General features: G+C 49.2%; 28 protein-coding genes and 1 riboswitch. Of the genes, 6 read left to right on the forward strand and 22 right to left on the reverse strand.

The window, feature by feature from the left end:
- Positions 1 to 65: 65 nt before the first annotated feature.
- From DX130_RS19025 to DX130_RS19050, 6 genes are all read right to left on the reverse strand, one after another.
- Positions 66 to 857: an ABC transporter permease subunit gene (locus DX130_RS19025; protein WP_116048072.1), complete on the reverse strand. Its 792-nt coding sequence runs from the start codon at positions 855 to 857 to the stop codon at positions 66 to 68.
- A gap of 15 nt (positions 858 to 872) precedes the next feature.
- Positions 873 to 1,670 (reverse strand): ABC transporter permease subunit, encoded by a 798-nt coding sequence (locus DX130_RS19030; protein WP_116048073.1) that lies wholly within the window; start codon positions 1,668 to 1,670, stop codon positions 873 to 875.
- A gap of 3 nt (positions 1,671 to 1,673) precedes the next feature.
- Positions 1,674 to 2,558, reverse strand: a complete 885-nt coding sequence (locus DX130_RS19035; RefSeq protein WP_116048075.1) for an ABC transporter ATP-binding protein — start codon at positions 2,556 to 2,558, stop codon at positions 1,674 to 1,676.
- A 39-nt stretch (positions 2,559 to 2,597) separates the two neighbouring features.
- Entirely contained in the window at positions 2,598 to 3,218 is a 621-nt protein-coding gene (locus DX130_RS19040; RefSeq protein ID WP_165861364.1) for a TetR/AcrR family transcriptional regulator, read from the reverse strand.
- Positions 3,219 to 3,590: 372 nt separating this feature from the next.
- Entirely contained in the window at positions 3,591 to 4,940 is a 1,350-nt protein-coding gene (locus DX130_RS19045; protein ID WP_116048078.1) for an ABC transporter permease, read from the reverse strand.
- On the reverse strand, positions 4,937 to 5,677 hold the full coding sequence (locus tag DX130_RS19050; protein WP_116048079.1) for an ABC transporter ATP-binding protein: 741 nt from the start codon (positions 5,675 to 5,677) through the stop codon (positions 4,937 to 4,939). The genes DX130_RS19045 and DX130_RS19050 overlap by 4 nt, the downstream gene beginning before the upstream one ends.
- A 248-nt stretch (positions 5,678 to 5,925) precedes the next feature.
- Between DX130_RS19050 and DX130_RS19055 the strand changes: the two genes are divergently transcribed.
- The 4 genes from DX130_RS19055 to DX130_RS19070 all read left to right on the forward strand — a co-directional run bounded on the left by DX130_RS19055 (position 5,926) and on the right by DX130_RS19070 (position 9,967).
- The gene (locus DX130_RS19055) at positions 5,926 to 6,987 is read left to right on the forward strand and encodes a glycosyltransferase family 2 protein (RefSeq protein ID WP_116048081.1); all 1,062 of its coding nucleotides are present in this window, start codon (positions 5,926 to 5,928) and stop codon (positions 6,985 to 6,987) included.
- Between the two features lie 46 nt (positions 6,988 to 7,033).
- On the forward strand, positions 7,034 to 8,095 hold the full coding sequence (locus DX130_RS19060) for a glycosyltransferase family 2 protein (protein WP_116048082.1): 1,062 nt from the start codon (positions 7,034 to 7,036) through the stop codon (positions 8,093 to 8,095).
- Positions 8,096 to 8,172: 77 nt separating this feature from the next.
- The gene (locus DX130_RS19065; RefSeq protein WP_116048084.1) at positions 8,173 to 9,120 is read left to right on the forward strand and encodes a helix-turn-helix transcriptional regulator; all 948 of its coding nucleotides are present in this window, start codon (positions 8,173 to 8,175) and stop codon (positions 9,118 to 9,120) included.
- A 67-nt stretch (positions 9,121 to 9,187) separates the two neighbouring features.
- Complete coding sequence (locus tag DX130_RS19070; RefSeq protein ID WP_240644590.1) at positions 9,188 to 9,967, forward strand: zinc ribbon domain-containing protein; 780 nt, start codon at positions 9,188 to 9,190, stop codon at positions 9,965 to 9,967.
- A gap of 92 nt (positions 9,968 to 10,059) precedes the next feature.
- Here the strand turns inward: DX130_RS19070 and rlmN are convergent, their stop codons facing one another.
- The 15 genes from rlmN to DX130_RS19135 all read right to left on the reverse strand — a co-directional run bounded on the left by rlmN (position 10,060) and on the right by DX130_RS19135 (position 23,631).
- Positions 10,060 to 11,124: a dual-specificity RNA methyltransferase RlmN gene (gene rlmN / locus DX130_RS19075; protein WP_116048085.1), complete on the reverse strand. Its 1,065-nt coding sequence runs from the start codon at positions 11,122 to 11,124 to the stop codon at positions 10,060 to 10,062.
- A 106-nt stretch (positions 11,125 to 11,230) separates the two neighbouring features.
- Positions 11,231 to 12,331 (reverse strand): TlpA family protein disulfide reductase, encoded by a 1,101-nt coding sequence (locus DX130_RS19080; protein WP_116048087.1) that lies wholly within the window; start codon positions 12,329 to 12,331, stop codon positions 11,231 to 11,233.
- A gap of 4 nt (positions 12,332 to 12,335) precedes the next feature.
- Positions 12,336 to 12,464 (reverse strand): hypothetical protein, encoded by a 129-nt coding sequence (locus tag DX130_RS27250; RefSeq protein ID WP_276310904.1) that lies wholly within the window; start codon positions 12,462 to 12,464, stop codon positions 12,336 to 12,338.
- Between the two features lie 129 nt (positions 12,465 to 12,593).
- The gene (locus tag DX130_RS19085) at positions 12,594 to 13,739 is read right to left on the reverse strand and encodes an ABC transporter permease (RefSeq protein ID WP_116048089.1); all 1,146 of its coding nucleotides are present in this window, start codon (positions 13,737 to 13,739) and stop codon (positions 12,594 to 12,596) included.
- Positions 13,740 to 13,794: 55 nt separating this feature from the next.
- Complete coding sequence (locus DX130_RS19090; protein WP_116048091.1) at positions 13,795 to 14,715, reverse strand: ABC transporter ATP-binding protein; 921 nt, start codon at positions 14,713 to 14,715, stop codon at positions 13,795 to 13,797.
- Positions 14,716 to 14,901: 186 nt separating this feature from the next.
- A complete protein-coding gene (locus DX130_RS27255; protein WP_276310905.1) occupies positions 14,902 to 15,030 on the reverse strand; it encodes a hypothetical protein in 129 nt (42 codons plus the stop codon).
- 34 nt (positions 15,031 to 15,064) lie between these two features.
- A complete protein-coding gene (locus DX130_RS19095) occupies positions 15,065 to 15,475 on the reverse strand; it encodes a DUF3021 domain-containing protein (protein ID WP_165861365.1) in 411 nt (136 codons plus the stop codon).
- Positions 15,465 to 15,941, reverse strand: a complete 477-nt coding sequence (locus DX130_RS27340; RefSeq protein WP_338068650.1) for a LytTR family DNA-binding domain-containing protein — start codon at positions 15,939 to 15,941, stop codon at positions 15,465 to 15,467. Before DX130_RS27340 ends, DX130_RS19095 begins: the two co-directional genes overlap by 11 nt.
- Positions 15,942 to 16,078: 137 nt before the next feature.
- Positions 16,079 to 17,818, reverse strand: a complete 1,740-nt coding sequence (locus DX130_RS27260; protein ID WP_165861366.1) for a BclA C-terminal domain-containing protein — start codon at positions 17,816 to 17,818, stop codon at positions 16,079 to 16,081.
- A 154-nt stretch (positions 17,819 to 17,972) separates the two neighbouring features.
- Positions 17,973 to 18,344, reverse strand: a complete 372-nt coding sequence (locus DX130_RS19110) for an MmcQ/YjbR family DNA-binding protein (RefSeq protein WP_116048098.1) — start codon at positions 18,342 to 18,344, stop codon at positions 17,973 to 17,975.
- A 177-nt stretch (positions 18,345 to 18,521) separates the two neighbouring features.
- Positions 18,522 to 18,908: a hypothetical protein gene (locus DX130_RS19115; protein ID WP_116048100.1), complete on the reverse strand. Its 387-nt coding sequence runs from the start codon at positions 18,906 to 18,908 to the stop codon at positions 18,522 to 18,524.
- 153 nt (positions 18,909 to 19,061) lie between these two features.
- Entirely contained in the window at positions 19,062 to 19,802 is a 741-nt protein-coding gene (locus DX130_RS19120) for a Bax inhibitor-1/YccA family protein (protein WP_206098858.1), read from the reverse strand.
- Between the two features lie 143 nt (positions 19,803 to 19,945).
- The gene (locus DX130_RS19125; RefSeq protein WP_116048499.1) at positions 19,946 to 21,475 is read right to left on the reverse strand and encodes an MDR family MFS transporter; all 1,530 of its coding nucleotides are present in this window, start codon (positions 21,473 to 21,475) and stop codon (positions 19,946 to 19,948) included.
- 241 nt (positions 21,476 to 21,716) lie between these two features.
- Positions 21,717 to 23,018, reverse strand: coding sequence for a nucleobase:cation symporter-2 family protein (locus DX130_RS19130; RefSeq protein ID WP_116048103.1), 1,302 nt, complete (start codon positions 23,016 to 23,018; stop codon positions 21,717 to 21,719).
- A 4-nt stretch (positions 23,019 to 23,022) separates the two neighbouring features.
- On the reverse strand, positions 23,023 to 23,631 hold the full coding sequence (locus tag DX130_RS19135) for a xanthine phosphoribosyltransferase (protein WP_116048105.1): 609 nt from the start codon (positions 23,629 to 23,631) through the stop codon (positions 23,023 to 23,025).
- A 182-nt stretch (positions 23,632 to 23,813) separates the two neighbouring features.
- A riboswitch (purine riboswitch) is annotated at positions 23,814 to 23,916 on the reverse strand.
- Positions 23,917 to 24,119: 203 nt separating this feature from the next.
- Between DX130_RS19135 and DX130_RS19140 the strand changes: the two genes are divergently transcribed.
- Both DX130_RS19140 and DX130_RS19145 read left to right on the forward strand, forming a co-directional pair.
- Positions 24,120 to 24,743: a chromate transporter gene (locus DX130_RS19140; RefSeq protein WP_116048107.1), complete on the forward strand. Its 624-nt coding sequence runs from the start codon at positions 24,120 to 24,122 to the stop codon at positions 24,741 to 24,743.
- 32 nt (positions 24,744 to 24,775) lie between these two features.
- On the forward strand, positions 24,776 to 25,309 hold the full coding sequence (locus DX130_RS19145; RefSeq protein ID WP_116048109.1) for a chromate transporter: 534 nt from the start codon (positions 24,776 to 24,778) through the stop codon (positions 25,307 to 25,309).
- 161 nt (positions 25,310 to 25,470) lie between these two features.
- On the opposite strand, the gene DX130_RS19150 is transcribed toward DX130_RS19145, so the two are convergent.
- Positions 25,471 to 26,340, reverse strand: a complete 870-nt coding sequence (locus DX130_RS19150; protein ID WP_420818540.1) for a carbohydrate ABC transporter permease — start codon at positions 26,338 to 26,340, stop codon at positions 25,471 to 25,473.
- Between the last annotated feature and the right edge of the window lie 7 nt (positions 26,341 to 26,347).

Raw genomic sequence — 26,347 nt, forward strand, 5'->3', positions numbered from 1 at the left:
CCCGATCCGCAAAAAAAAGCGACAAAGCCAATTGGGCCCGTCGCCTACACTATTCATCCCTATCTCTATTTCATATCTCTTCGATTGTAGCCTACAAATAGAATAATAAGAGATAGCGCTGATATGCCGAGGGATAGAAGCGTGTAACTTGCTTCAATTCCTGTATCCATCACAACCGCAGCATCGACATATTGGAACGGCGTGAGAAAACGCAAATAATCGATATGCCCGCTTATTTCAATCGCCATCGACAGCAGAAACGTAAGCAGCATCGCAGAGGCGGAAAAAGCTACTGCCCGCTTCGGCTGTCGGCCTGCCCCCGCAATTGCCATGCCGACCGTCAGGAATACGACCTGTACCAGCAGCATGCCCATCAGGAGAAATACAATCGCCGGAGCGGTCGTTTCACCCTGCCCGTAAGCGCCTACGACCAAGAGAGAACTGACCAGCATCACAACATTGAATATGACGACATTCGTCAGCGCTGCCAATAGTTTATACACAAGCAGCCTTCTTCGGGACAGCGGCTTCGCGAGCAGAAATTCTGCCGTTTTATCCCGCTCCTCCTTGGATAGAATAGCCGCACCCAACATAGAAGCATGAATCGCCGCCATAAGCAGCAGATATAGAAACAGTACACCATAATAGCCTAGCGGCGTTCCTATATCGAGCTCGCCTATGCCCATTAACGCCTTAAGCGCCTTGGGCATATCTGCTAGTAAAGCGTTCATCGCGTTGCCCGATTCCTCCATGCTCGTATACTCCCCCATACCTATGGTTAGCATGACGATGATACCCGCAATCCAGATGAGCAGCGACTTCCGATGCGCCCTCATCTCTCTCCCATACAGATTCATTGCACATCCCCCCCGTTATACCGCATGGACATCTCTCTTCTGATAACGTCTATACCCAAACAAGGTGCAAGCCACGATAATGACAATCGAAGCCGTCACAAAACCGGTCTCATAACCGCCATGCTGGATCATATAAGCCCGGTCATAATAATGGAACGGCGTTGCATAACGCAGCAGCCCGTCACCCGTGGAGGAACCGATAAACGTCAAGACGAAGAAAGCAAATACCGTACCAAGCGTAACCGGCAATACCGTCTTCATTCGGGGCAGGAGTAACGCCGCTGCGATTCCCATCGCCAGAAAAATCAGCTGCAACAGGAGCAAAGAAAAGGATATGAGTGCAAACGCCCCGTAATCGTAAGGCTCCTGCGCAACCATGGCGGCAATAAGACTGGCAGCCGCAAAGTAGATCGCGTTCGTAGCAAGAAGAAGCGTCAGCGCAGCCAATAGCTTCGAAGTCATAATCGCTACCCGTGTTACCGGCTTGGCAAGAAGAAAGTCTGCTGTCTTCTCCCGGGTCTCTTTTGACAAAATCGAGCCCCCCAGATGCATCGCCTGTATAGCACCGCATAATAACACGTACAGAAAAATATACGAATAGTAACCTAGCAAAGAGGCAATAGAGTCGATCCCAATTCCCATTGCCTGCACGACTGAATCCGGCATGGATGCGAACAATTCCATAAAAGCTTCCGCATCGCTCGCGAAAGTGGGATACATCGACATCATAAGCAGCACAAACCCTACTATAGAAGCTATCCAGATTATCGTCACATTACGATATGCCCTGAGCTCATAAAGATACATATTCATCCTTCATGCCTCCTTCGCATAGTAATGCATGAAGATTTCCTCCAGATCCGGTTCCTCCACCCAGAGGTTAAGCAGATCCAGCTCCGCTATTATACGCATAACGACGTTAATGTCGCCTTTGAACAGAAAGCTCGCCTCACCGTTCTTCATCGCCCATTCCGTCACGCCTTCAATCGCAAACACGGCCTCAGGAAGATCATCCTTTACTTGCAGCTTAAACTTCTTATAGGTGCTGCCCTTCAGATCGCTCATCTTCTCCAGCGCAATAAGCCGTCCTTCCTTAATAATCGCGACACGGTCACAAAGCCGCTGCACTTCGCTCAGAATATGGGACGAGAACAGAATCGTCGCTCCCTTCCGGTTCTCCTCCTCCAATAAGCCGAAAAACCTTTGCTGCATAAGAGGATCCAGTCCGCTCGTCGGTTCGTCCAAAATAATGAGCTTCGGCTCATGCAGCAGACCCTGCACAATGCCTACCTTCTTTTTGTTGCCAAGAGAAAGGTCATCGATTTTTTTGTTCAAATCCAGCTCCAGCAGCTCCGCTAGCTCCACCATTCGCTTGCGGCAATCCTTCTTGTAAAAGCTCGCCGAGTATTGAAGCAGGTCCTTCACTCGCATATTGTCATAATAAAACACCTCTGAGGGCAAATATCCGATGCTGCGCTTAATGTCCGGTCCGTGCTGTACGCAATCTTTGCCGAATATTTTCGCGCTTCCGCTCGTTGGATAGATGAGACCCAGCATCGTTCGAATGGTCGTTGACTTGCCTGCTCCATTCGGACCGATAAATCCGAAAATTTCCCCTTCCTCTACTTGAAAGGTCAGATCGTGAATTCCGCGCGCTCCTCCATACGTCTTCGTCAGGCGATTCAACTCGATGATCGGCATCCCGATTCCTCCCGTTTTCATCCTCCATGCGCCCATACGTTACTTGTAGAAGGTGGTTTTGAACATCTCCATGTACCGGTCAAATTCATCCATAATCGCATCCATATCAAGCACTCCGCCGGTAAGCCTGCTGCGCCCTTTATATTGCTCGCCCAGTCCCTCAACCGTCCATAGAATGACATTGATGGCCTGCTCCGGACTAACCCCATCCTTGAACTTCGTCATGTCAATGCCGGAAAACAGATGTCCGTACTCGCCAGTTGACAGGCCCTGAATCCGCTCCAGAAGGTCCGTCTTGACCTCCTCGGCATCCTCCAGGTACACGCTCTTTAAGTAATCCATCATGCTTGGATACTTGCTGTATACCGCCAAATTCAGCCTGGCAACTTGCTGCATCCGAACGAACACATCCGTCTCCAGCAGATCCACCGCCTCCCGAAGCTCCGTGTTCACCACCTCAAGCGTATGGTCATACAGAAAAAAGTATAAGTCCTTCTTGCTTTTAAAATAATGAAAGACAAGCCCCTTTGAGATGCTTGCTTCCTTCGCAATCTCATTCGTCGATGCAGCCGTGTAGCCTTTTATTGCAAATTCCTTCAATGCGGCGTTAATGACGCGCTCGCGCTTTTCTTCCTCAATGCTCAGAAACTTAGTAAACAAATGGATATGCCTCCTATTCGCGAATAGAACACCATCCCCTTGCGCTGCCGGCAAGCAGAGAGGACAGAGGACAGAATTGACCATAGTGGTCAATGCTATTATATTCTTCATTGACCATGCCGGTCAATGGCGATTGTCATTTTAATTTTTCGATACCCTTGTTAACGCGATAATTCCCGAACCGCAGCTTGTCTTCCAGAAATGAGGACAGTTTACCCGTTCACTCGCATTATAATCGGTTAGCTATCTATTGAGAAGGGTCATAAATAATAAGAGGGCTATCCCTGTCATGATCCATGACTTTGGGATAACCCTCCACTATCTATGATTAATTTATCCTTACCGCATCACCATATGCCGGCAAGGGATGGGTTATACGTCTCTGCGCAGTGCTCTCAACACATCAATGCGTGTCGCTCTCAGCGCCGGACGATAGCCCGACAGCATCGCCACGCCAAGCGCGATGGTGCAAGCCAGCAAGGTCAGGTACGGTGGAATGACAGAGAACAGGAAGCCTGCCGGCACTTCTTCTTCCATGAACGTCTGAATCAATATCGGCAAACCTGCGTTGACGGCAAACGAAATGCCATAAGATACGACCGTACCAATAATCGCCCCCATAATGCCAATCCATGCACTCTCCAGCAAAAATATTTTACGGATGACGGAGGGATGAGCTCCAATCGCCTTCATAATGCCGATATCTTGCGCACGCTCCGTCACCGCCATTGTCATCGTATTGAAAATACCGATCGATGCGATAAGAACGGCAATCGTACCAATGAAGATCAACCCGATCTTCATAATCAGAAACATTAGATTCACTTGCTTCAGCTCATCCGCGATCGAATGGTTGTAGTAGCCCTTGTCACGCAGCGCCTCGGCAATTCCCTTCACGTTATTCGCATGGCCCGCGATGACCTGAACTTGATTATAGCTTCTCTTCTCACTCGGCTTAGGCATGTCTCCCATTAGTGCGGCGATTTGTTCAGGAGTAGAGCCCTCCTGTACATAAGGCAGCTCGCCATTCTGTGTACCTGTAGTCGCTTCTATCTGCTCCATCAAGTCTACGCCTACATATAGTGCCTGATCCATCTTCCACTCTTTGGTCGATTTCTCCGTAATACCGACAACTACTGCCTCGATCGGCTTCTTCTTCAACTCTCCATCCTCGTAGTATCCGACCTGGAGCACAATGGTCTTATCGAGCCATTCCGAAGCATCCAAATACTCGCTCGGCACCCCTTGGTCATTATTTTGCTGACGAATATTGTAGCCGAGCACGATTTCATTTTCCTTCTGCGGCATTCTGCCCGCGCTTAACCCGAAGCCCGCGCGCTCCTCGGCTTTAAAGTCAACTTGATAGGTTCGGTCGCCATGCACCTGCTCTCCTTCGATGAAAGGATCCATCCATTGCCCGATAAAATTACGATACGTAACGGCTTTTACATTAGGCAGAGTGCCGATATCCTTAATATCTGCGTCATACAGCCTCGTATCTTCTTTATGCTTGTTAGGATCCTTGGAGTAGATATCAATTGCCGTCACCAGTCGGTCGCCTACGATTTTATCTACGATGCTTTGCTGTAAACCGAATCCTACGGATGCAAGAACAATAAGGAACGAGCAGCCCATCGCGGTGGCGAGTACCGTCATGAACAGCCTGGTTTTGTTTTTCTTCATATTTTGCCGGACGAACCGGAATTGATCCCCTAGCTTCATTCGTACTCTCCTCCTAATCGCGTATATCCCATGTGTACCCCAGGCCATTGATCCTTTACATTTGGGACGAGCTTTCCGTCCTGCAAGCGAATCGCCCGATGTGCAATCGAAGCAACCTGCTCATCGTGGGTGATGATTACAAATGTAATACCCAGCTCATGATTAAGCTGTCTAATCATCGTTAGCAACGTCTTCTCATTCTCACTGTCAAGGCTTCCCGATGGCTCGTCTGCCAGCACGATAGGAGGTTCCAGAATAAGCGATCTGGCTACAGATACACGCTGCTGCTGTCCGCCTGATAGCTCGCTTGGGTAGTGGTTGGCAAATTCAGCGATTCCTACTTGCTCCATTAATTTCAGGACACGCTGTTTTCTCTCTGTGACCCCTACTCCTTTCAGTACAAGCGGCAACTCGACGTTCTCGAAAGCGGTCATGCTGCCAATCAACTGAAAGCTCTGAAAGATAAAGCCGTAATTCGACAAGCGGAAGTCCGCCCATTCTCCCTCACTCAGCTTCGTCACATCCTTGTCGCCTACCTTAATTTCTCCAGCCGAAGGACGGATATAGCCGGACATTAGATTAAGCAGCGTCGACTTCCCGGAGCCGCTTCGGCCTACAATTGCGACGATTTCTCCTTTTGCCACACACAAATCAATATCATGCAATACGGGCACGACCTTCTCTTTGCCCCGCTTGCCAATTATAAATTGATGACTGATCCCAGATAGTTCAATCATGTCTGATCACACCTTTCCAATCGCCTTGTCTTTCACTTCCTCCACTATAACAAGCGAAATATAAGCGATCTTAAAGAAAATCTTAAATTAAGCTATAGAAACCAATAAGATTGTTTCTCCATCTCCGTCTATAGAACCACTTACAATTTAACCTTTTAGTACCTTGACTAGAAAATTTTTAAAATTTACACTATCAAAGACTTCCTATGCTTGGACTAGCAAAATCGGAACAAGAAAGGGATGAAACCATGAACCATGAACCGTTAATCAGTATCATTATTCCTACTTATAATCGAGCAGCCATTCTTCCTACCTCTATTCAATCCGTTATCGATCAAACCTATCAAAATTGGGAACTGCTTGTGGTTAGCGATCGATGCAGCGATCATACACAAGAAGTTGTAGAATCTTACTGTTCGAGCGACAGCCGCATTCGATTTCTGGTCAATGACCGTACAAAAGGAGTCGGAGGTGCACGAAACTGCGGGTTGATGAACGCACAGGGAGCCTGCATCGCATTCCTCGATTCCGATGACCAATGGTATCCGCATCATCTGAAGGACAGTATTCATATGATGAATGAATCCCGCGCGGACATTTGTTTCGCGTTATGGGTAGAACGTCATGAATCGAAAAATTATAAGAGCTTCGATAACGAACTGGAACAGAGTTTGCTGAGAGAGATGAAAGAACAATACGAGACTCTGGGCGACGGCATCATTATCGAAAAAGGGTTGTTAGAGCGGTTTATTATCAATCCCCGACACTTTTACTGCATCAGCACGATGGTTTTTAAAAAAGAGCTCCTCCACAACTTCGGCTTATTCAACGAACAATTCAGCATCGGCGAAGATACCTCCTTTATGATCCAATTTTTTGACCACTGCCGAATCGCGCTAATTACCAAATACCACCTCACCTACAATCAATCTCCGGACAGCGTCTATTTGTTTTGTGACAGGCGCCTTCTCGATCCCGATACGCTGCACCTGCAAAAGGAACTATTCGACAAAATTGAATTCGTTGGTTTGCAAACCATTAAGATGAGGCTGGATATGCAAGCCCTAGTGAAACGTTCCCCCCAACTGGACAATCAAAAAAAGCTGCATTTATACACCAACTATAATCTTGCCAGACAATATTACACATTAAGCTATATCAATAAGCCGAACAAACGAAAAGCGCTGCGTTATTGCTTTCTGTCGATGCGGCATAATGTCAACTTGTTCAATATACTATTGATGTTTCATATCTTGTTCATCCGCGGCAAGGGCAACAACTTTTTGAAAAGACCTCTTAATCTTTGGTGAGAGAAAAACCAGGAACCCAACTTCTACACAAGGGAGGCGTTTTACTGTGAATACCCATCCGTTAGTCAGCGTCATTATGCCCGCTTATAATCGCGCCCAGACTCTGCCTGCCGCTATTGCGTCCGTCACGGCGCAGAGCTACGGCAACTGGGAGCTTATCGTGGTGGATGACCGAAGCACGGATACGACCAAGGAAGTGGTAGCCGAGCTTGCGGAACGCGACAGTCGGATTCAGTGTATCGCGAACGAGCGAACCAAAGGCGTCGGCGGCGCTCGCAATACCGGTATGCTGCAAGCAAAAGGGGACTTTATCGCCTTTCTGGACTCCGACGATGAGTGGCTCCCTTTTCATTTGGAAGAAACTTTGCGCATGATAAGGGAAACACAGGCCGACGTAGGCTTCGCATTGTGGTTGGAGCGCCAAGGCGACGCGTTAATCGATGCCTTCGAGGAGCCGCATCAAAGGGAACGGCTGGAGGCCATCAAGCGCTCCTTCCACCAGCACAGCGATGACGTTGCCGTCATGCATACGGGCCTCTTCGAACGTTATGTCAAAGACACCTTATGCATTTTTCACATCAATACGATGGTATTCAAACGGGAAAAGCTTCAACCTTGCGGCATGTTTCTGGAGGAATTCCACATCGGGGAAGATTCCGCTTTTATGATTAACTTCTTCGATCAATGCCGGATATCGCTTCACATGAAGCCTCATTCCATCTACAATCTGTCGCCTGACAGCATTTACTTTTTCGTTGATCGCAGAAAAGTCGATCCCGATAGGCTGCATCTCGACAAAGCGGTACTCCAAAAGCTCGAAACAGCGGGGCTGCAGGCGCTCGCATTCAAGCAATATTTGAGAAGAAAAATTGAAGAATGCAATTGGCATGACCGCAAGCGACTGCTGCTACTGTCCAGCTATACGCTGGCGCGTCAATACTATACGCTGAGCTATATCCATCGCTTCGAGAAGCGGAAAGCGATCCGTTATTGCCTGCAATCCATGAAGCATAATGTCAACTCCTTCAACTTGCTGCTCCTGTGTTATATTCTGTTTTCCGTGAAACGAAGCAACAGCTTTTTGAGAAAACCCGTTGATTTATGGTAAAGATCTTACACAAGTAGCGGCACATCCGTACGATCGATTACAATGGAGCAAATAGGCCACACTCGGAGGACTGCCCCATGAAGCTTGACCGTCTCTTGTCCATTGTTATCCTGCTGCTTAATCGCCGTATCGTTCAGGCCAAGGAGCTGGCGGATCGATTCGAGGTATCGGTAAGAACTATCTATCGTGACATTGAAGCGATTAACCAGTCCGGCATTCCCATCGTGACCTTCCAGGGAACCAACGGCGGGATCGGACTTGCCGACGGCTACAAACTGGATCGCAACGTTCTGACCAATGACGAGCTTGCCTCTATCGTAACCGCGCTTCGCAGTATATCGACCACTTATGACCAACACCATAATCATCTTCTGATGGAGAAGATTACAAGCATCGTTACTCCTGACAGTGCCGAAGCATTCCATAAGAAGACAAATCAAATTCTGATCGACTATTCTCCTTGGGACAAGAGAGGCCCGCTGGAACAGAAGCAAGCAGTACTGAAGGACGCGATCGATCAGTCGATTCTTGTTCAATTCCGCTATTCGAATGCGGAAGGCGAGCTTTCGCAGCGCACCGTCGAACCGCATACCCTTATATGGAAAGGCAAGCACTGGTATCTGCAAGCCTATTGTCATGAACGGAAACAATTCCGTATCTTCAAGTTGCTGCGTATAAAAAACCTCACGACCCTGAAGCAGACCTTCGGCCGCAGGGCCTTACCCGCAAAGGATGAGCGTGTCGGTGAAGTATGGTATGATACGGGCGGCCACATTGAGGTTACTCTCCGCTTCTACCCTCAAGCCATGCATCTGGCTGAAGAATGGTTCGACATCGAAGAGCTGCAGCCTCTTGAAAGCGGCGGTTGCGTTGTTGTAACATTTTTCCCTGAGAACGAATGGCTCTATGGCTTTCTTCTAAGCTTCGGGCCAGCGGCAGAAGTTCTGCATCCGCCTTATTTGCGGGAAATTCTTGAGAATCGTGCGGCACAAATTGTGCAAGTATATAGAAAAGATAAAACCTAACCTGACAGTGGGCTGTCAAGTTAGGTTCTTTATACTTAAGGCATATCCCAAGAGGAGAGTGAATGCGATGAGTATAATGAATCAGGAGCATCAGCAGCCCGTCTTTTGTCAAAGCTGCAGCATGCCCATGTTGGAACAAGATATTGGGGGAACGGAGCTGAACGGCGAGCGTTCGTCGGATTACTGCAAGTATTGCTACTCGGACGGAGCGTTCGTTCAACCGGAATTATCAGTGGAGGATATGATCGACATTTGTGTGCCTCACATGGTCGAGACCGGAATGGAAGCTTCTGCGGCGAAAGCCATTCTGCAACAGCAGCTGCCAGGATTGAAGCGCTGGTCGCCGAATCGGGACAGGCTGCAGCCGGCTCGAATCGAAGAGAAGCAGGCATTCACTATCGCCGGTATCGCCATCACGACAACCAATGCCGATGAGATAAGCGGCCAAGGACAAATTGGGGAACTATGGAGCCGTTTCTACAGCCCTGACGTTCAGAGCCAGTTGGTTGCGGTTCGTACAGACGGTGACGCCTACGCCTGTTATTGCAATTACGAGAACGGAACTGCAGGCCGTTACGACTTGATCGCAGGGGCGCAAGTAGGAACGCCTGAAATCGATCCAAGCCTCAACCTTGGCACCGTTGCGGTACCATCAGCTAAGTATGCCGTCTTCACAACGGAGAAGGGCCCTATCCAAAGCGTAGTGTACCGGGCATGGGAAGATATCTGGTATTGGTTCGCACATTCAGAAGTGGAGCGAGCCTTCACCGGAGATTTCGAATACTACGGCGAACGCGCAGCAGACCCTTCCTCCGCTCAGGTTGATATTTATATCGCCATTAAATAACGGGCTATTCGAGGAAAATAAACAAAACAGCAAATAAAAAAGGTCGAGTCTTAGAGGCAATGCGCCTCTATCTCGACCTTTTCTTCACCCCATTATTCGTTCGCCGCACGCATCTGCTTGCTTCGAAGCTGTCCGCATGCCGCATCGATATCAGCACCATGCTCCAGCCTGACACTGACGCTAATGCCTTGCTTCTTGAGCACATCATAGAACGCCCGGATGGACTCTTGCTCGCTGCGCTGATATTGGCTATGTTCATCAACCGGATTGTAGGGAATCAGATTGACGTTCACCAGCTTGCTGCGCTCGCGCATCAGCTCTGCCAGCTCCAGCGCCTGCTCCACGCCGTCGTTCACGTCCTTGAGTAGAATATATTCGATCGTCATCCGGCGATTGGTGGTCTCCAAATAATAATCGAGGGCGTCCATTAGCTTCTCGATCGGAATCGCTTTGTTGATCTTCATAATACGCGTGCGAAGCTCATTGTTCGGGGCATGCAGAGATATCGCCAGGTTGACACCCAGATCGCTGTCGGCGAACTCTCTGATCTTGCCGGCCAGGCCGCTCGTCGATACCGTAATATGACGCGCTCCGATAGCTAATCCCTTATGATCCTTCACGACACGGATAAAGTCGCCCATGTGCTGGAAGTTATCGAACGGCTCACCAATGCCCATGACGACAATATGACTCACTCGCTCGCCCAAACCGGAAGCGTCCAAAGCCAGTTGCACCCGCATAAGCTGCTCCACAATTTCGCCGCTGGACAGATCTCGGCTTTTGGCAATAAGTCCGCTGGCACAGAAGCTGCACCCGATATTGCAGCCGACTTGCGTCGTCACACATACGGACAAACCAAACTTGTGCCGCATCAGCACCGTTTCGATCAGGTTGCCGTCATACAGCTTGAACAGGAACTTGATCGTGCCGTCCTTGGACTCCTGCTTCACATGTTCCGTCATGGTACTCATCGCGAAGTGCTGCTTCAGCAGAGTGATGCAGTCCGCATTCACATCGGTCATGTCGTCAAAGGAGATAACCCGCTTCCGGTACAGCCAATCCCATACTTGCTGTGCCCGGAACTTTCGGTGACCTCTCTCCTCCAGCCAAGCTGTCAATTGATCTAATGTTAATCCATAGATGGATGTTGTAATCATGATCGTTCCTCTTTCCAGAACCTCTATATTCCATGCCGGTCCAGCCTATTGGGCAGACCCGCAACCTGCTACCTATTGTCCCAAAAATAAGAAGCGAATACAAGACTTACTCCGCTGCCAGCACCCGATCGATACGCTTCTTCATATCGGAGAAGCTGATAGCTCCCAGCATCCGCTCCCGAATGACCCCGTCCGAGTCAATAATGAAGGTCGCCGGGTAGGCTTTTACGCGGTATTGATACGCCGCTTCACCTTTCATATCCAGCGCCAGAGGGAAGCTATAGCCGTAATCCTCCATATAGCGCTCGACGCCGACAGCACTGGCCTCCTGGCTCGTCACATTCACCGACACCAGCTTCACTGCGTCACCTTGTGCGGCATAATACTCATACAGCTTCTGTACATGAGGCATCTCTGTCTTGCACACCTTGCACCAGGTTGTCCAGAAATTGACGATCACGACACTGCCTTTTTGCCCTTCAAGGGATAACTCCTCGCCTGCCAAATTCACCAGCTCGAATGCGGGAGCCTTCTGTCCTTCACGCGCCCCCACGGTTTCGTCCGCCTCGGAGCCGTCGATCAGCTTGGCGATAAAGCCTGACTGAGCCTGATCTTGCAGCGTGAAACTAAGCAAACCGATGACCACAAGCGCAACTATCCCCTGTGTCAGCATTCTTTTGGCCAATTGACTATCCTCCGCCCAGCTCTGCCGCCAGCGATCCATTCGATCCAGACGGCGAAGCAGCAACAAGCCGCATAGAGAGAGCAGCAGACCCATGCTATGCCCGTAATGGAAGGAACCCCGATCAAAGATAAGTACAGACAACGCATAAATCAGCGTCCATCCTGACATCAGCAACGCGATTCTAGCTCCTGCTCCACTAAAGCCATGCCGCTTATATTTGTAGCCGAACCAAAGGAGCACAGCAACTACAGCCAGCCAAAATCCTAATCGACCTCCACTGAAAAACAGGAGAGACATCGGTTGGCGCACAACGCTCATCGGATCAACCAGCAGCAGGCTTCCTTTCCAGACTGCAATCCAGATAAACACGGCGCTCCATGCAACCGAAACATCTTTCTCCAGCTCTTCCTTATGCATGCCCTTGCCGCCCACTCTAAGCGCCAATATACCGATCATTCCGGCAGCCATATAGACGAGCAGCTCCGTATTGAGTACCAGCGACCCCAGTTGTATATTCGTCATTCGTCTATCCGCCCTCCATCACCCTATGATTAAGATTCATCATAGCATGATAAGCGTGGTCAGGCGAACGCGGCGTAGTCTCTTTAGGCGGCAAAAATAAGGCCACAACCATGATCCGCCATTTGTTTATCATACGTACTCCCCTCTCTATCCGTCCTTTCCCTGTATGGGTTCAGTGGCCTGCGCAAAAAAGCTGCCACCATGATCGTCTCCGATCTTTTGTGACAGCTCCAACATAGAACTTAATAAATCTGCTCTTCCCCTAAGTCGTTTTGAGCGCAAACTTCTTGAATCTAAGCAGTGCCACGCCAAGCCCTGCCAAGCCAAAGGCGAATAGTATTAACAGCGTCCAGCCGATGCCGCCGATATCTGCACCGCGAATCATCACATCCTGCATGCCTTTCTGCGCCCAATACTGCGGTGTGAATAGACCGATTGTCTGTACAGCCTTAGGCAGAAAATCATACGGAAACCACAGCCCGCCGACAATTGCGCCGCCCATGGCGATAATTTGAACCATGGCGATCCCCATGTTTTCACTGCTGACCAGCAGAGCCAGCATCAGACCGATTCCCGTTGCGCATAAGGCAAGTGCCAGCACAATTACAGCAATTGCAAGCGGGTGGCCAAGCTGCAAGCCGTAGACAAGCTGGCCGAAGGTAAGCAGAACTGTGGATTGCACCAGCACGACGAGTACATTCGGGACCCACATGCCAACGAGGTAATGAATAGGCTTCATCGGGGTGCCCTGCAGCCTGGAGAGCATACCCGAGCGACGATCCTTCAGCAGATTTTGAATCATATTAATCATTATGAAGAACACAAACATTACGGTATAGCCCGGAACAATCTGCGTCACGGCATTCGCTTTCGTTGCATTTTCCTTCACTTCTTTGATCGAGATAGCAGGCTCCATAATCGAGTTGATTGCTTCCTCGTTCTGACCCATACCTGCAAGTATGCTGCGCAGCTTGTAGTCCTGATAACCGGCTGACACGCTCTCCAGCAACGCCATGACTGGCGCTACCGCTTCATCGGCCACCGTATCCCGGTACAGCTCAATCTCCGCAGTCTGACCCGCAGCGGCTAACTGTCCATACCCCGCAGGTACAACTAGCAGATAGCTTCTGGAGCCATCCCTGATTTCCTTAATGCCATCCTCCAACGAGCCGCCTTCATAAGCCTCCAATGCAAAGCCCTTAATCTCACCTAATTGCTCGACAAATTGGCCAGAGGCTGTCGAGCCGTCCGCATCGTAATATGGAATCTTGTACGTCATGCTTCCCGCTCCACTGAAAATAGAAGAGAAGATGACAATAAACAGGACAGGCAGCGCAAACAGCCAGAAGAAAGCTCCTTTATCCTTCAGTGTTAACAAGATCTCCTTGCGTATAATCGTACTAATCATGTCGGTTCATCCTTCCTTATCGTTATCCATAAGATTGCGCCCCTTGTTAGGCAGTCTAGTCTCGAAGTGTCGTACCGGTCAGCTTCAGGAATACGCTGTCCAGCGTTGGCTGCATCAGCTCCAGCGCCTTCACTATCACACCATCGTCTGCCCATTGGGCAGACAACTCAGACATCACTTTCAGTGGATGATCGCATTCCAATACCCAGCCGCTGCCCTCCTGAGTAGCCCTGACGACACCCTCCACAACCGGCGGCTCCGAGACGCCAGCCGCTTCCGCGTACACCGCCTTCACCGCATGAAGCTCCAGCAGTTCCCTTAATCCTCCCTGGGATACGATTTGGCCATGATCAATAATCGCTACTTCATCGCATAAGGCTTCAACTTCTTCCATGTAGTGCGTGGAGTACAGAATCGTCACACCTTCCCTTTGCAACTTTCTGATCATCTCGAAAATATGATTTCGTGACTGGGGATCAATGCCGACAGTCGGTTCATCCATAATGACCAGCTTGGGCTGGTGCAGCAGCGCCGCCGCAATATTAATACGCCGTTTCATGCCGCCTGAATAGGATGCTATTTCATCACCCGCCCGCTCCGTCAGTCCCACTGCTTCCAGCACATGTGCGATTCGCTTCTTCAGCTCCGATCCCCTTATGCCATGCATCTGCCCGAAGAAGGTCAAATTCTGCCGCCCGCTCAGCTTCTCATAGAGTGTAATATCTTGCGGCACATAACCGATCAGCCGATGAATAGCAGGCAGCTCCTTGCGAATATTCAGTCCAAATAATTCGATAACTCCTTGATCCGCATCGATAATGCCGGTCAACAACTTCATCAGGGTAGACTTGCCCGCTCCATTAGGACCCAGCAGCCCGAAGCAACTGCCTGGCTTGACCTTCAGTTCGACTCCCTTTAACGCTGGATGGCCTCCGTAGCTTTTCGTTACTCCTCTAACATTTAATACATCCGTCATCTATCTTCTCCCTCTCTGTAATCGCCGTTATCGATACCTGTAGTATGCAAGCTTCCATTCATTCCCGCTACCGATATGGGATAACCTGCAGCTAACCGTGTCTGAAATGCATGAATGGATGACTGTTGTTTATGCACAAAAAAAAGAGCAGTGTCGATCACTGCTCTTACCATTGTCCCAGCACAGCTATTCCTGTTCTTTTCGTGCCGAATCTCGTTCCATAGCTTCTTTGGTGTGGTCGCGTGGCGGAATCTTGGAGTTGATGTTCAATAGTACGCCAAAAATCAAAACAAGCATAACAATGATAAAACCCATTGATCTTCCTCCTTATTGTTTCTCTTCATTTGCTTTAACGTCCCCTCCGAACAGAAGCATTCAGCGCTTCTGCCTGTTTCTTAAAGTAGTATCGAAATCCCGACCAGAAGATGGAATAGATTACGATAAACATAATCAATCCCAATGCAATCGAGAGCGGCTGCAACGGGATCCAATTCATCATGATGGAAATAGGGAAATACAGCGCGATCGATAACAAAAAATGAACAGTCAACTGCTTGAGCGGGCTCCAACGATCATATTCAAAGATAAAAGAAGCGACACCGAAATATGCGCCTATAATCATGCTCGCTGACAGATTGCCCCATAAAAGCTTGGCAGGAACGACTGCATCCTTAAGCATAAGGCCTGTCAGCACGCCGAATAAGATAATAGCAGAAAAACCGAATCCCAGCATCACTCGCTTAATAACTTCAATTACCATCTTTGCTATCCCCCCATATGAGCTTCTGCTTGAGCTGAGCCACGTAAGCGCGCGACACATACTCCTTACTGCCCGTCTTAAAGTGGACGCATAAGTTGCCATTGAAGGATACCTCAAACCTGGCGATTTGATCTACATTGCCAATAACCGATTTGGAGAAGCGCAAAAATTGATGTGGAATCAGCAGTTCCTCAATTTCATAGAGCTTCAGCTTCAGCTCGATGCTCTGCCGATTCATCGAGGCAAATACCTTTCGATTCTCTGCATATACATAGTCTATCTCGCTTGGCTCTAGCAGAACCGAGCGCTCCTCCTGAACTCCGACTAACCGTTTGGTCGTCGGGCTTTTAATTCGCTTGACCAGTTCCGCAATTTCTTCCGTCCAGTCCTTCGCTTGTATCGTTACAACCGTCTCGTCATATTGATCCTTAATGTCGATTTGAACCTTTATCGCCGTTCCCCCCAGTCGTCACCCGAGCTGTTATGTCTATCCTAAATTCTATCATTTTGACTTTAGCTTGAGTATCGCTCGAAGAAAAAAACAAAAAATGAGCCGTCCATAGCAACAGCAGCTGCTATGGAACGGCTCATCTTAATTCGCTATTATGATATTTTCATAATGGTAATGCTGGCTCCACCATTACCGTTAAGCATAGCCGCACCGAGCAGTCCATAAAGCCTCAAGTCAATAATACTGCCTGCGGAAAGCGGAACAATCATTGTTTTTGAAAATGAGCTTTTACTTGTTACAGGTTCAATTCTGCTTCCTGGAATAGCAGTATCATTCACGTATATACCCGTGTTCACTAATAAGGAAACTGTTAGTTCAACATTGTAAGAAATGAAATAAGTGCCTGTCTCTCCAACTGTAAATCTTGTGTCGCCGCTCATCGTCACACCATTCAGGACTTTGTTATTCGGGAATGGAACGGGAGTACCGCCTAGTATAACAGCAATGGTTGTTGATGAAGCATCAGCATAAGCATAAGAGGTAATTCCTGCTCCGTCCTGACCTGGATCCCCCTGTACACCCTGTGGACCTATTGGACCTTGCGGGCCTGCAGGACCTGTTGCTCCTGTATCGCCCTTCGGACCTTGCGTTCCTGCCGGACCCGCTGCTCCTGTGTCGCCTTTCGGACCTTGCGCTCCTGCCGGACCCGCTGCTCCTGTATCGCCCTTCGGACCTTGCGTTCCTGCCGGACCCGCTGCTCCCGTGTCGCCTTTCGGACCTTGCGCTCCTGCCGGACCCGCTGCTCCTGTGTCGCCTTTTGGACCTTGCGCTCCTGCCGGACCCGCTGCTCCCGTGTCGCCTTTCGGTCCTTGCGCTCCTGCCGGACCCGCTGCTCCCGTGTCGCCCTTCGGACCTTGCGAGCCCGTCGAGCCAGAAGGCCCATCCGGTCCCTGCGGTCCTTGCGGCCCCTGAGGACCCTGATCACCTACCACGCCCGGCGCGCCGCTCTTAATCTCTACGAACGCAGCCGCGCCTTTCTTATGAACCAAGCTGACTAGATCGCCGGCTTGCAGACTCGCTGCCGTTACTTCTTTGTTCGCATAATTATAGATCGTCGCCGTCTTATCCAGCGTATAGCTTTCCAGCTTACCTTCGCGATTTTTCAAGCTTAGCTTCTGTCCTTCAATCGTAACGATAGTGCCTGATCCCAGCTTATAGCCAGCGCCTACGCTCTCATCTCCAAGAAATAATTGTGGAAGCATATTGCTCAGCAATACAGCCATTTGTGCTCTCGTTAATGTAGTACCTGGTTTAAAGGAACCATCCGGATAACCGTTCAGCAATCCAGCATTTACGGCTGCATGAACCGAGCTCACAGCCCAAGCCGAAATATCCTTCGCGTCTGTGAACGTTGTTTTGGACGATGATGCTAATGACTTGCCCGATTTCCATTCTATTGCACGGACGATTAACCGCGCCGTCCATTCTCTACTCGCCCCAGTCCTTCCCCAAAGATGGACTGATTCCTCGGAAGCTACGACAAGCTTGTTCGCCAGGGCAAGTTGTACGCTAGTTTGCGCCCAGTCATCAACTTCCAGTGAAATGGATGCTGCTGCGCCATCCGCTTCTGGCACCAATCCAAGCAGTCGGACGGTCATTGCTACCGCCTCTTGACGGCTGACGGGGTTATTAGGTTGATAAGAACCGGAGGAATCGCCCGTCACCACATCAAGCAGATTCATTTTGTTTATATCCTTCTGTGCCCATGGAACAGCGCCCAGATCAGAGAAACCTTTTTTTGTTCCCTCTGCAAAGGCCGCTCCAGCGATGAGCATCAGCAGCATAGACATCACCGTCACGCTTGCCAGAGCCTTCACCCATTGTTTTTTCATCATTATTCCTCCTATTCCGACTATAAATCTAAAATAACTTTAATTTCCAAGTTTATTCTACATAATTATGCCTAATCTGCCTATACACTTTAGTTGTATATTTCGTTTTTTTTAATAAAAAAATCACCTTTCGCAAAGTGATTTTCATTAATAACTATGTCCAAGACTCGCCTTCAGCAAGCAATGCTCGCTGTGCCTTCGTCAAGCTTCTAGCTACCAAATCATAGGAATGATCGATCATAGACTTCAATTCATCCGGCGGAACCGTCCCGTCAATAGTCACCGTATTCCAGTGCTTTTTATTCATATGATATCCTGGCTTGACCGCTTCATGCTCCAGCCGCAGCAATTCCGCCATATGAGGCTCGCACTTCAACGTGATATTGACGATCCCTTCATTCACACCGAAAAAAGCGAACATTTTGCCGCCGACCATCATCACTAACGGCTCCGGGCCAAACGGATACTCCTCCTTTGCACCCCGATGCTCCATACAATATTGCGACCATTCTTCCCTGGATAACATATGAACCCTCCAATGCTCGTCCAATACGCAGCCATACCAAAAAGAGAGTATGCGCCTGCCTTACCAGACACCTACTCTCTTTGTACAATAGAATTCAATCTTTTACAACTATAATGACCGACTGCTACTGCTGCGATTCCACCTACGATCTGCATAATAACCGTTCCCTCAATGGGGTTAATTATGATAATGAGACTGGAGCGCCAGGTAAACCTCTTTGGCATACTTTTCGGTTAGTATACGAATGGTATGGCTGTCTTGCACATTCATCACCCTACCCGCATTCTCTTCGCTCCATAGATAATAAACCCCATCTCCAAGATCCACTTTATATTGGGGATTGATAATATCGACGATGCCTAGTTGCTGAATCGAATCCTTCATGGCCTTGTGCCACATCGCGATTTCCTTCGGATCAGTCACAACTCGCAGAGAACCCTCCTTGACCTCAGAGAAGTCTTTCATCTCATAAAGGGATACCTTTCTCTCGTCATTCGATACGCAGCCGGACACGATCAATGCTATGAACAAAGTGACAATACTGGCTACCCATACGTTTCTCATCCATACATCCTCCTGACTTCATATTCCCATTTTTAGCCTATACACAAGTAAAGACGAACGTTGCTCCCTTTTAGGTGCTGAGAAACTAAAAAAGAGATGACGTTAGCGTCATCTCTTCGCATTTGATTCTAAAATCCTTGAGATTCGTCGCGATTAATCGCGGCTAGCCAGCTTAGACAGAAGGCGAAGCATCTCAATGTAGAGCCATACCAATGTTACCATCAGGCCGAAAGCGCCGTACCATTCCATGTACTTAGGCGCGCCTTGCTCTGCACCCGACTCAATGAAATCAAAGTCCAGCACCAAATTCAACGCTGCTACCACTACGATAACCAAAGAGATACCGATACCGATCAAGCTATTATCGTGCAGGTACGGAACGGAGAGTCCGAAGAAACCAAGTACGAAGCTCAGCAAGTATACAAGCGCAATACCTGCAGTAGCTGCGAATACACCCAGCCTGAAGTTTTTGGTCGCTTGAATCAATCTGAACCGGTAAGCAACCAACATCGCTATAAATACGCACATTGTCAGCAGTGCCGCCTGCTGCGTAATGCCGTTATAAAGCGATTGGTAGTGAGCGGAGAGCGCTCCCAGGAACAAGCCCTCGCACGCTGCATAAATAGGAACCAGAATGGGTGCAGTTGTTGGCTTGAACGAAACAATTATTGCAAGTACAATGCCGGCAATAGCGCCGCCGATCATTAAACCGAAAACATCTTGCCCATTATTGTACATGGACCATGTGAAGAATGCTGTACCCAACAGGATAGCGAGCATAATGAACGATTTGTTCACTGTTCCTTCAATCGTCATTTGTTGTCCGGAGGTTACTTGTCCGGAATTCGGGAACGTAGAGTCCCTTAATGTTGGATTACCGCTGCGTCCGATCACGCATGAATCACCTCTTCTAGTAGATTGACCATATTTTATCATAAATCGGTTCCCTATACACCAATTTAATGCAAGCCTTCGATAATTTATGATATCCGTTTAGAAAAAAACGAAGAGCCAAAGGCCCTTCGCATTCTCTACTATTAATGCGCTGTCGCGTAAGCCTCAGTCTCTGCCGCCGGATCATGCTTTTCCCGCCCCATGAAGAAGGCCGCACCTACTGCCAGCAGTGCAGGAATTAAGCCCCACATGAACACTTCCGTAATGGAGGACGATACGCCTGACAGCATCTTCTCCAATATCCCCTCCGGAATCGCGCTGCGCAGCGCGGGCTCCATAAGAACGTACGGGTCTTTGGGATCAACGCCTTGAGGCATCGCATTCGTTCCGTCTTGGAATACAGCGGTCAATCTGTTCGTCATGATTTGGTTTTGCACAATGCCGAAGACGGTTATGCCCATCATCATTCCGAACGACCGAAGGAAATTAAGCGTAGCTGTAGCCGCGCCTCTATGTGCTGGGGCAATGCCGTGAATAGCTGAATTCGTAAGCACCGAGAAGGAAGCGCCTATGCCAAGACCCACAATAATCATATAAAGCGTGACCACAAGTCTAGAAGAATCCATCGAGATAGTCGTCAATAAACCCAGTCCCACGACCAGCAGCGCAAGTGTAGAGACCAGAATGACTCGATAAGACAGCTTAGCCATCACGAAGCCGCCCACTGTCGCCGTAATGACCGTACCCACCATCATTGGAAGCAGCATTAACCCTGAATTGGTAGCCGTTCCTCCCAAGACGCCTTGAATAAATATCGGCAAATATACCGATGCTGCGATGAATGCCGCGCCGCTCAGTACTGCGATAATCGTGCTGGCTGCGAACAAGCGAATTTTGAACATACTGAATGAAATGATGGGTTCCTCTGCCCGTTTCTCTGCGAAGATAAAGAGAATGAAGAGAACGGCGAAACCACTCAAAAGTCCTACAATCGGCAGCGAGGTCCAAGCCAGCAGCTTGCCGCCTAGCTCTAGTGCGAACATGAGACAGACGATCGCGCCAACAAGCGTAGTCGCACCGAGCCAATCAATTCGACCGGCATTACGAATTGCGGATTCCTTATACCCTTTTGCAACCAGAAAGAATGACAGAACGCCAAGCGGCAGGTTCATATAGAAGATCCATTGCCAGCTTACGTAGTCCGTAATGAATGCGCCTAGAAGCGGACCGAATACGCTCGACATGCCGAATACCGCTCCGAACAATCCCATTAGCTTGCCCCGATTCTCTGGGGCTACGGTATCAAGCAGTATCGTGAACGTAATCGGTACAAGAGCACCTGCGCCTATCCCTTGAATTGCGCGATAAATGCTAAGCTCCACGATAGATCCAGCAGTACCGCATAATGCAGAGCCTATCATGAATACGATCATACCAAAAATAAAAAACCGCTTGCGTCCGTACATATCCGATAACTTGCCGAAGATGGGCATGCCAGCCATCTCTGCGACCATGTAGGCAGCCGTCACCCATACAAAATGATTTAGTCCTCCAAGCTCTCCAACGATGGTTCCCATAGCTGTAGCGACAATCGTATTATCCATCGACGCCATCAGGATCGAGAGCAGCAGCCCTGCCACTACCAAGCTTGATTTGTTCCTTGATCCACTCACATTCATCTTCCTCTCAATCCTATAATTACTTGATTGATCACAGTGTAGAACACCAAGACTGACAACAGTGTGTCAGTGTTCATGAGAGGGAGCTGCAGAAAATAAAAAGAGGCTATCTCATAGGTCAATCCCATTGACCTTCGCTGATAGCCTCTTTAGGTTGAAAGATTTGTTGCAGTGGCTAGTTGTGCCACACACTGCTATTTCGCTCAATTCGCCGATTCATCCTACCTACTAATGCTTATGCCTCGCTGACTTGAGCTTCAACTGGCTGCTCTGCTTCCTTCGTCTTGGAAGAGAGAAGCAGGTTCAGCAGAATCGCCGTAACGGAGCCAGTAACAATCCCGTTTTCCATCATCATTTTGGCGAATTGCGGCAGCTCCTCAAAAATTTGAGGCACCGTTGCCGAGCCCATTCCTACAGCAATACTGCAAGCTACAATTAGCAAATTACGTTCGTCGCGCAAGTTGACTCCCGCAAGAATGTTAATCCCCGATACAGCAACTGAACCGAACATGACAATCATCGCTCCGCCGAGTACCGCATTCGGAATGACAGTCGTAATGGCTGCCAGTTTAGGCAGCAAGCCCAAGACGACCATAATGCCGCCCGCTGCGAAGATTACATCACGCGTCTTCACCTTGGTCAGCGTAATCAAGCCGACGTTTTGCGAAAATGCCGTGTAAGGAAAGGCGTTGAAAATACCGCCAAGCGTAATCGCCACGCCCTCCGAACGAAGGCCGTTCACGATTTGCTGTTTCTCTACCTTTTGATCCGTCGCTTTGCCCACTGCAAGATAAACTCCCGTGGACTCAACCATGCTGACGATATTAACGAGAATCATCGTAATAATAGCCGTGATGCTAATTTGCGGCGTGCCGAAATAGAACGGCTCAACGAAGCTGAATAAAGGCTTTTCCGATACAGAAGAAAAGTCGACAATGCCCATAAAGTACCCGATAACCGTACCTACCACAAGACCAACCAAGACAGAGATTGCACGAAGAAAGCCCTTGGCGAAGCGGTTCACGACCAGAATGACTACCAGCGTAATCAAAGCCAGCAGAAGGTTTCTTGGCATTGCGAAGTCAGGAGCGCCTTGTCCACCCCCCACATTGTTCATCGCAACCGGAATAAGGGATAGACCAATGATCGTTACCACCGTGCCCGTCACAACCGTCGGAAAGAACCGCAGAATCTTGCCGTATAACGGCGCCACCAGAATCATAAATATCCCTGAAATGATAATAGCGCCATATACAGTCGCCAGATTCGAGGCCAAGCCAATGGCAATGATAGGACCAACAGCCGTGAACGTACAACCCAGTACGACTGGAAGCCGGCTGCCAAAATATTTGCCGCCCCATACCTGAAGAATAGTCGCGATCCCGCAAGTGAACAAATCGGCGGCAATTAAATACGCCATTTGCGTTGAATTTAATCCAAGCGCTTGTCCTACAATAATCGGAACGATAACCGCTCCTGCGTACATGGCAAGTACATGCTGAAATCCTAGTGTAATAACCCTCTGTTTGCTTAACATGCTGCTATGCTCTCTCCTCTATAAGCTGTCTATTTCCGCTTTCTTCAATGAACTGAACCTCGCCAGGCTTCATCGCTGCGATACGCGCCAAGGAATGAATACGTACGCCCTTCGCTTCCAACAAGCCTCGGCCCTCCTGGAAGCTCTTCTCGATGATGCAGCCTACGCCAACGAGCTCCGCCCCGGATTCTTCCACGATATCAACAAGACCGACCAAAGCGGCCCCCGTTGCCAGGAAATCATCAACAATAAGCACCCTGTCTCCGGCGTTCAAATAACGCTGGTCTACGCTCACTTGATACGTTTCCCCTCGCGTGAAGGAATGGACGGGTGCAACGTACACCTTATCCGACTGCGTAACCGCCTTCTTCTTCTTGGCATAAACGAATGGCACGCCCAGTGCGATGCCCGCCGCCATCGCGAACTGGATGCCGCTTGCCTCGATCGTCAGCACCTTCGTAATCTTCTCTCCTTCGAACACGCGTGCGAACTCACGTCCCGTCGCAAGCGCCAGCTCCGTATCGACCTGATGGTTCAAGAACGAATCCACCTTTAATACCGTCTCCGACAGGATCGCTCCTTCTCGGCGTATACGCTCTTCAAGCTCTTTCATCTTCTGTCATCTCCCCTTGGCTGCACAGCCTGATTCACTGAATCGCATCTTGCTTCATCTTCCGGAAAAAAGAAAAAAGACAGCCTCCACTTGAGCTGATCTACTCTCAAGTGAAGCCTGTCCTTAGGGATCGTGATCCGGTTCGCACATGCATGGCGAGTCCGCGAAGACGACCCAATCGTCTTGCTCCCGCACTCACTCATAGTCGGACGAATTATTGGTCATCCGGTAGAAACTCATGGGCCATATCCCCAAAATTATATGAGCTTATTCAATTATACTTAAGTATCGTACACACTTTGCGTTTCCGTTTCAAGAGGAATTTTTTATTTTCCAAAATCATGAAAGTAATCACTAAATTAAACTATTACACTGGGTCTAGAGGGTATAAGAAAGCATGATATGATCTATAAATTACTGTTCCTTCCCTAACAAAATAATGTGCGTTATGATTAACGCATAAGCAATTCAAAGGGGAATCAGATCACATGCAACCAGACACTCAGCCCTCGATATTAAGTCTCTTCTGGACTTTTCTTAAACTATCTCCCGTCTCCTTCGGAGGCGGCTATGCTATCTTTCCCGCCCTGGAGCGCGAAATTGTCGACAAACGGCAATGGATGACTACCGATACGCTGACGGATACCTTGTCGCTTGCCTCCGCCGCTCCTGGCGGTGTTGGGGTGAATGCGGCTATTCTTCTCGGTTACAGACTAGGGCATGGGCGGGGCGCTCTTGCCGCTTCCATCGGCTCAATCCTTCCGTCCTTCCTGATCGTGCTGGCACTATATGCGCTCTATGCCAAGATTGGCTCATCCGCCAAAGCAGAAGCCGCACTGACTGGCATCACTTGGGGCGTCATGTCGCTTATTCTTTTCTCTGCCGTCCGAATAGGCAAGACCGCTGTCAAAGATCGCACAACATTCATACTCCTGCTGCTGGCGCTGATGGGCTTATTGCTCGGACTCGCTCCCGTCTATATTATTCTAGCGGGAATCGCAATCGGAATGTTCTACGCGATGTTCCGGCGCAGCCAGCGAAATATCCAGTCGTTGAACAGCACCAACAAGAGTGGTAAGCAAGAAGACCCCTCTTATATGTACTTCATCTAATTCAGACATCCTAGAGAGGAGTGGTGCTTGCCATGTGGTCCATGTTCCTATTTTTTCTGAAATTGGGCTTCTTATCATTCGGAGGCGGTTATGCACTTATTCCAATGATTGAAGATGAAGCCTCAAGACGACAATGGATGTCCAGCGACGCCTTCCTTGATCTGATCGGAGTAGCCGGCATGGCTCCGGGTCCTGCTGCAGTCAATATAAGCACGCTGATTGGCTACCAAACGCATGGCATTAGCGGCGCGATAGTAGCCATACTTGGGCTTATTCTTCCCTCTGCCCTGTTGACGCTGATTTTGCTTACGACCTTATATCGTTTACACAAACAGGCTTGGCTTGGCCGTGTTCTGTACGGCTTGCAGCCTATCGTCACAGCCTTGATCCTGTTCGCTGTGTATAGGCTCGGTGTAGGCTCTCTGGAAGGCTCCATATGGGATCGACAGCTGCTTGTCGGCATCTTCATCGTAGGCGTCTCGTGGATGCTGCTCGTTCGCTATCGTATGCATCCCGTCTTTATCCTGCTGTTCTCCGGGATTTGTGGAGCTGCATTCCTGGCCTGACGGCTACTGCATACAGTAAGAAGCAGGCTGCGTCGTATGCAGCCTGCTTCTTCGTCATGTAGACAAGAGCAAGCATTCAGCTGCCCGGAACTGCGAGAAACAAAAAAACCTAGCGTTATGCCAGGTTCTACTGTGAGACGGGAAAAGACCCGGTAAAGGAATTAACCTTTGACCGAGCCTGCAACCATGCCTTTCATAATCTGTTCCTGGAAGATCAGGTAGATCACGATCGTCGGGATAACCGCGATGAACATGGCACCCATCGTCAGCGCATAGTCTGTGCCGAAGCCGTCAGAGAATAGCGACAAGCTAAGCGGCAGCGTCTTCAGCGCTTGTGTATTGATGAATACGAGAGCGAACGAGAAGTCGTTCCAGAAGCGTAGGAATGCCAGAATCGATACGGTCGAGATAACCGGCAAACATAACGGGAAGATAATGCGTCCGAATACGCCCCACCAGCCGTTGCCGTCAATCATGGCAGCTTCCTCTACATCCCTTGGGATGGATACCAAGTAGGCAATTCCAAGGAAGATCGCGATTGGAAGCTCGAATGCCGTGTAAGGCAATATAAGCGCCCAATACGTATCCAGAATACCGATTTTGTTCATGAAAATAAAGAGCGGTACGAGCGTACTGTGGATCGGAATCAGCATGCCTAGCAAGAACATGCCCTTCAATACGCCGCTGAATTTGAATTTGAACCGAGATAGCGCATAAGCGGCAAGCGTGCCGATCACAATCGTCAGAACCAACGCAACGATGGTTACGATTGCGGAGTTGAGCATCGCTCTGCCCATATTGCCGAGATCCCATGCCCGAACAACATTATCAAGTTGCCATTGCATAGGCCACGCGTAAGGACGGTTGAAGAAATCTTGATTCGTCTTGAATGCGCTGATGATGAGCCAATACAAAGGATATAGTGTAATGACAGCGTATAGAAGCAGCAGCACTTTCAGGACCAAACCAACCGGCTTCTTCCATGCCGCCGGTTTCTCGCCTGCAGCCTGCATTTTTGTCGATGCTTGCATATGATTC

The organism is Paenibacillus paeoniae, from assembly GCF_003388735.1.
Lineage (GTDB): Bacteria > Bacillota > Bacilli > Paenibacillales > Paenibacillaceae > Pristimantibacillus > Pristimantibacillus paeoniae.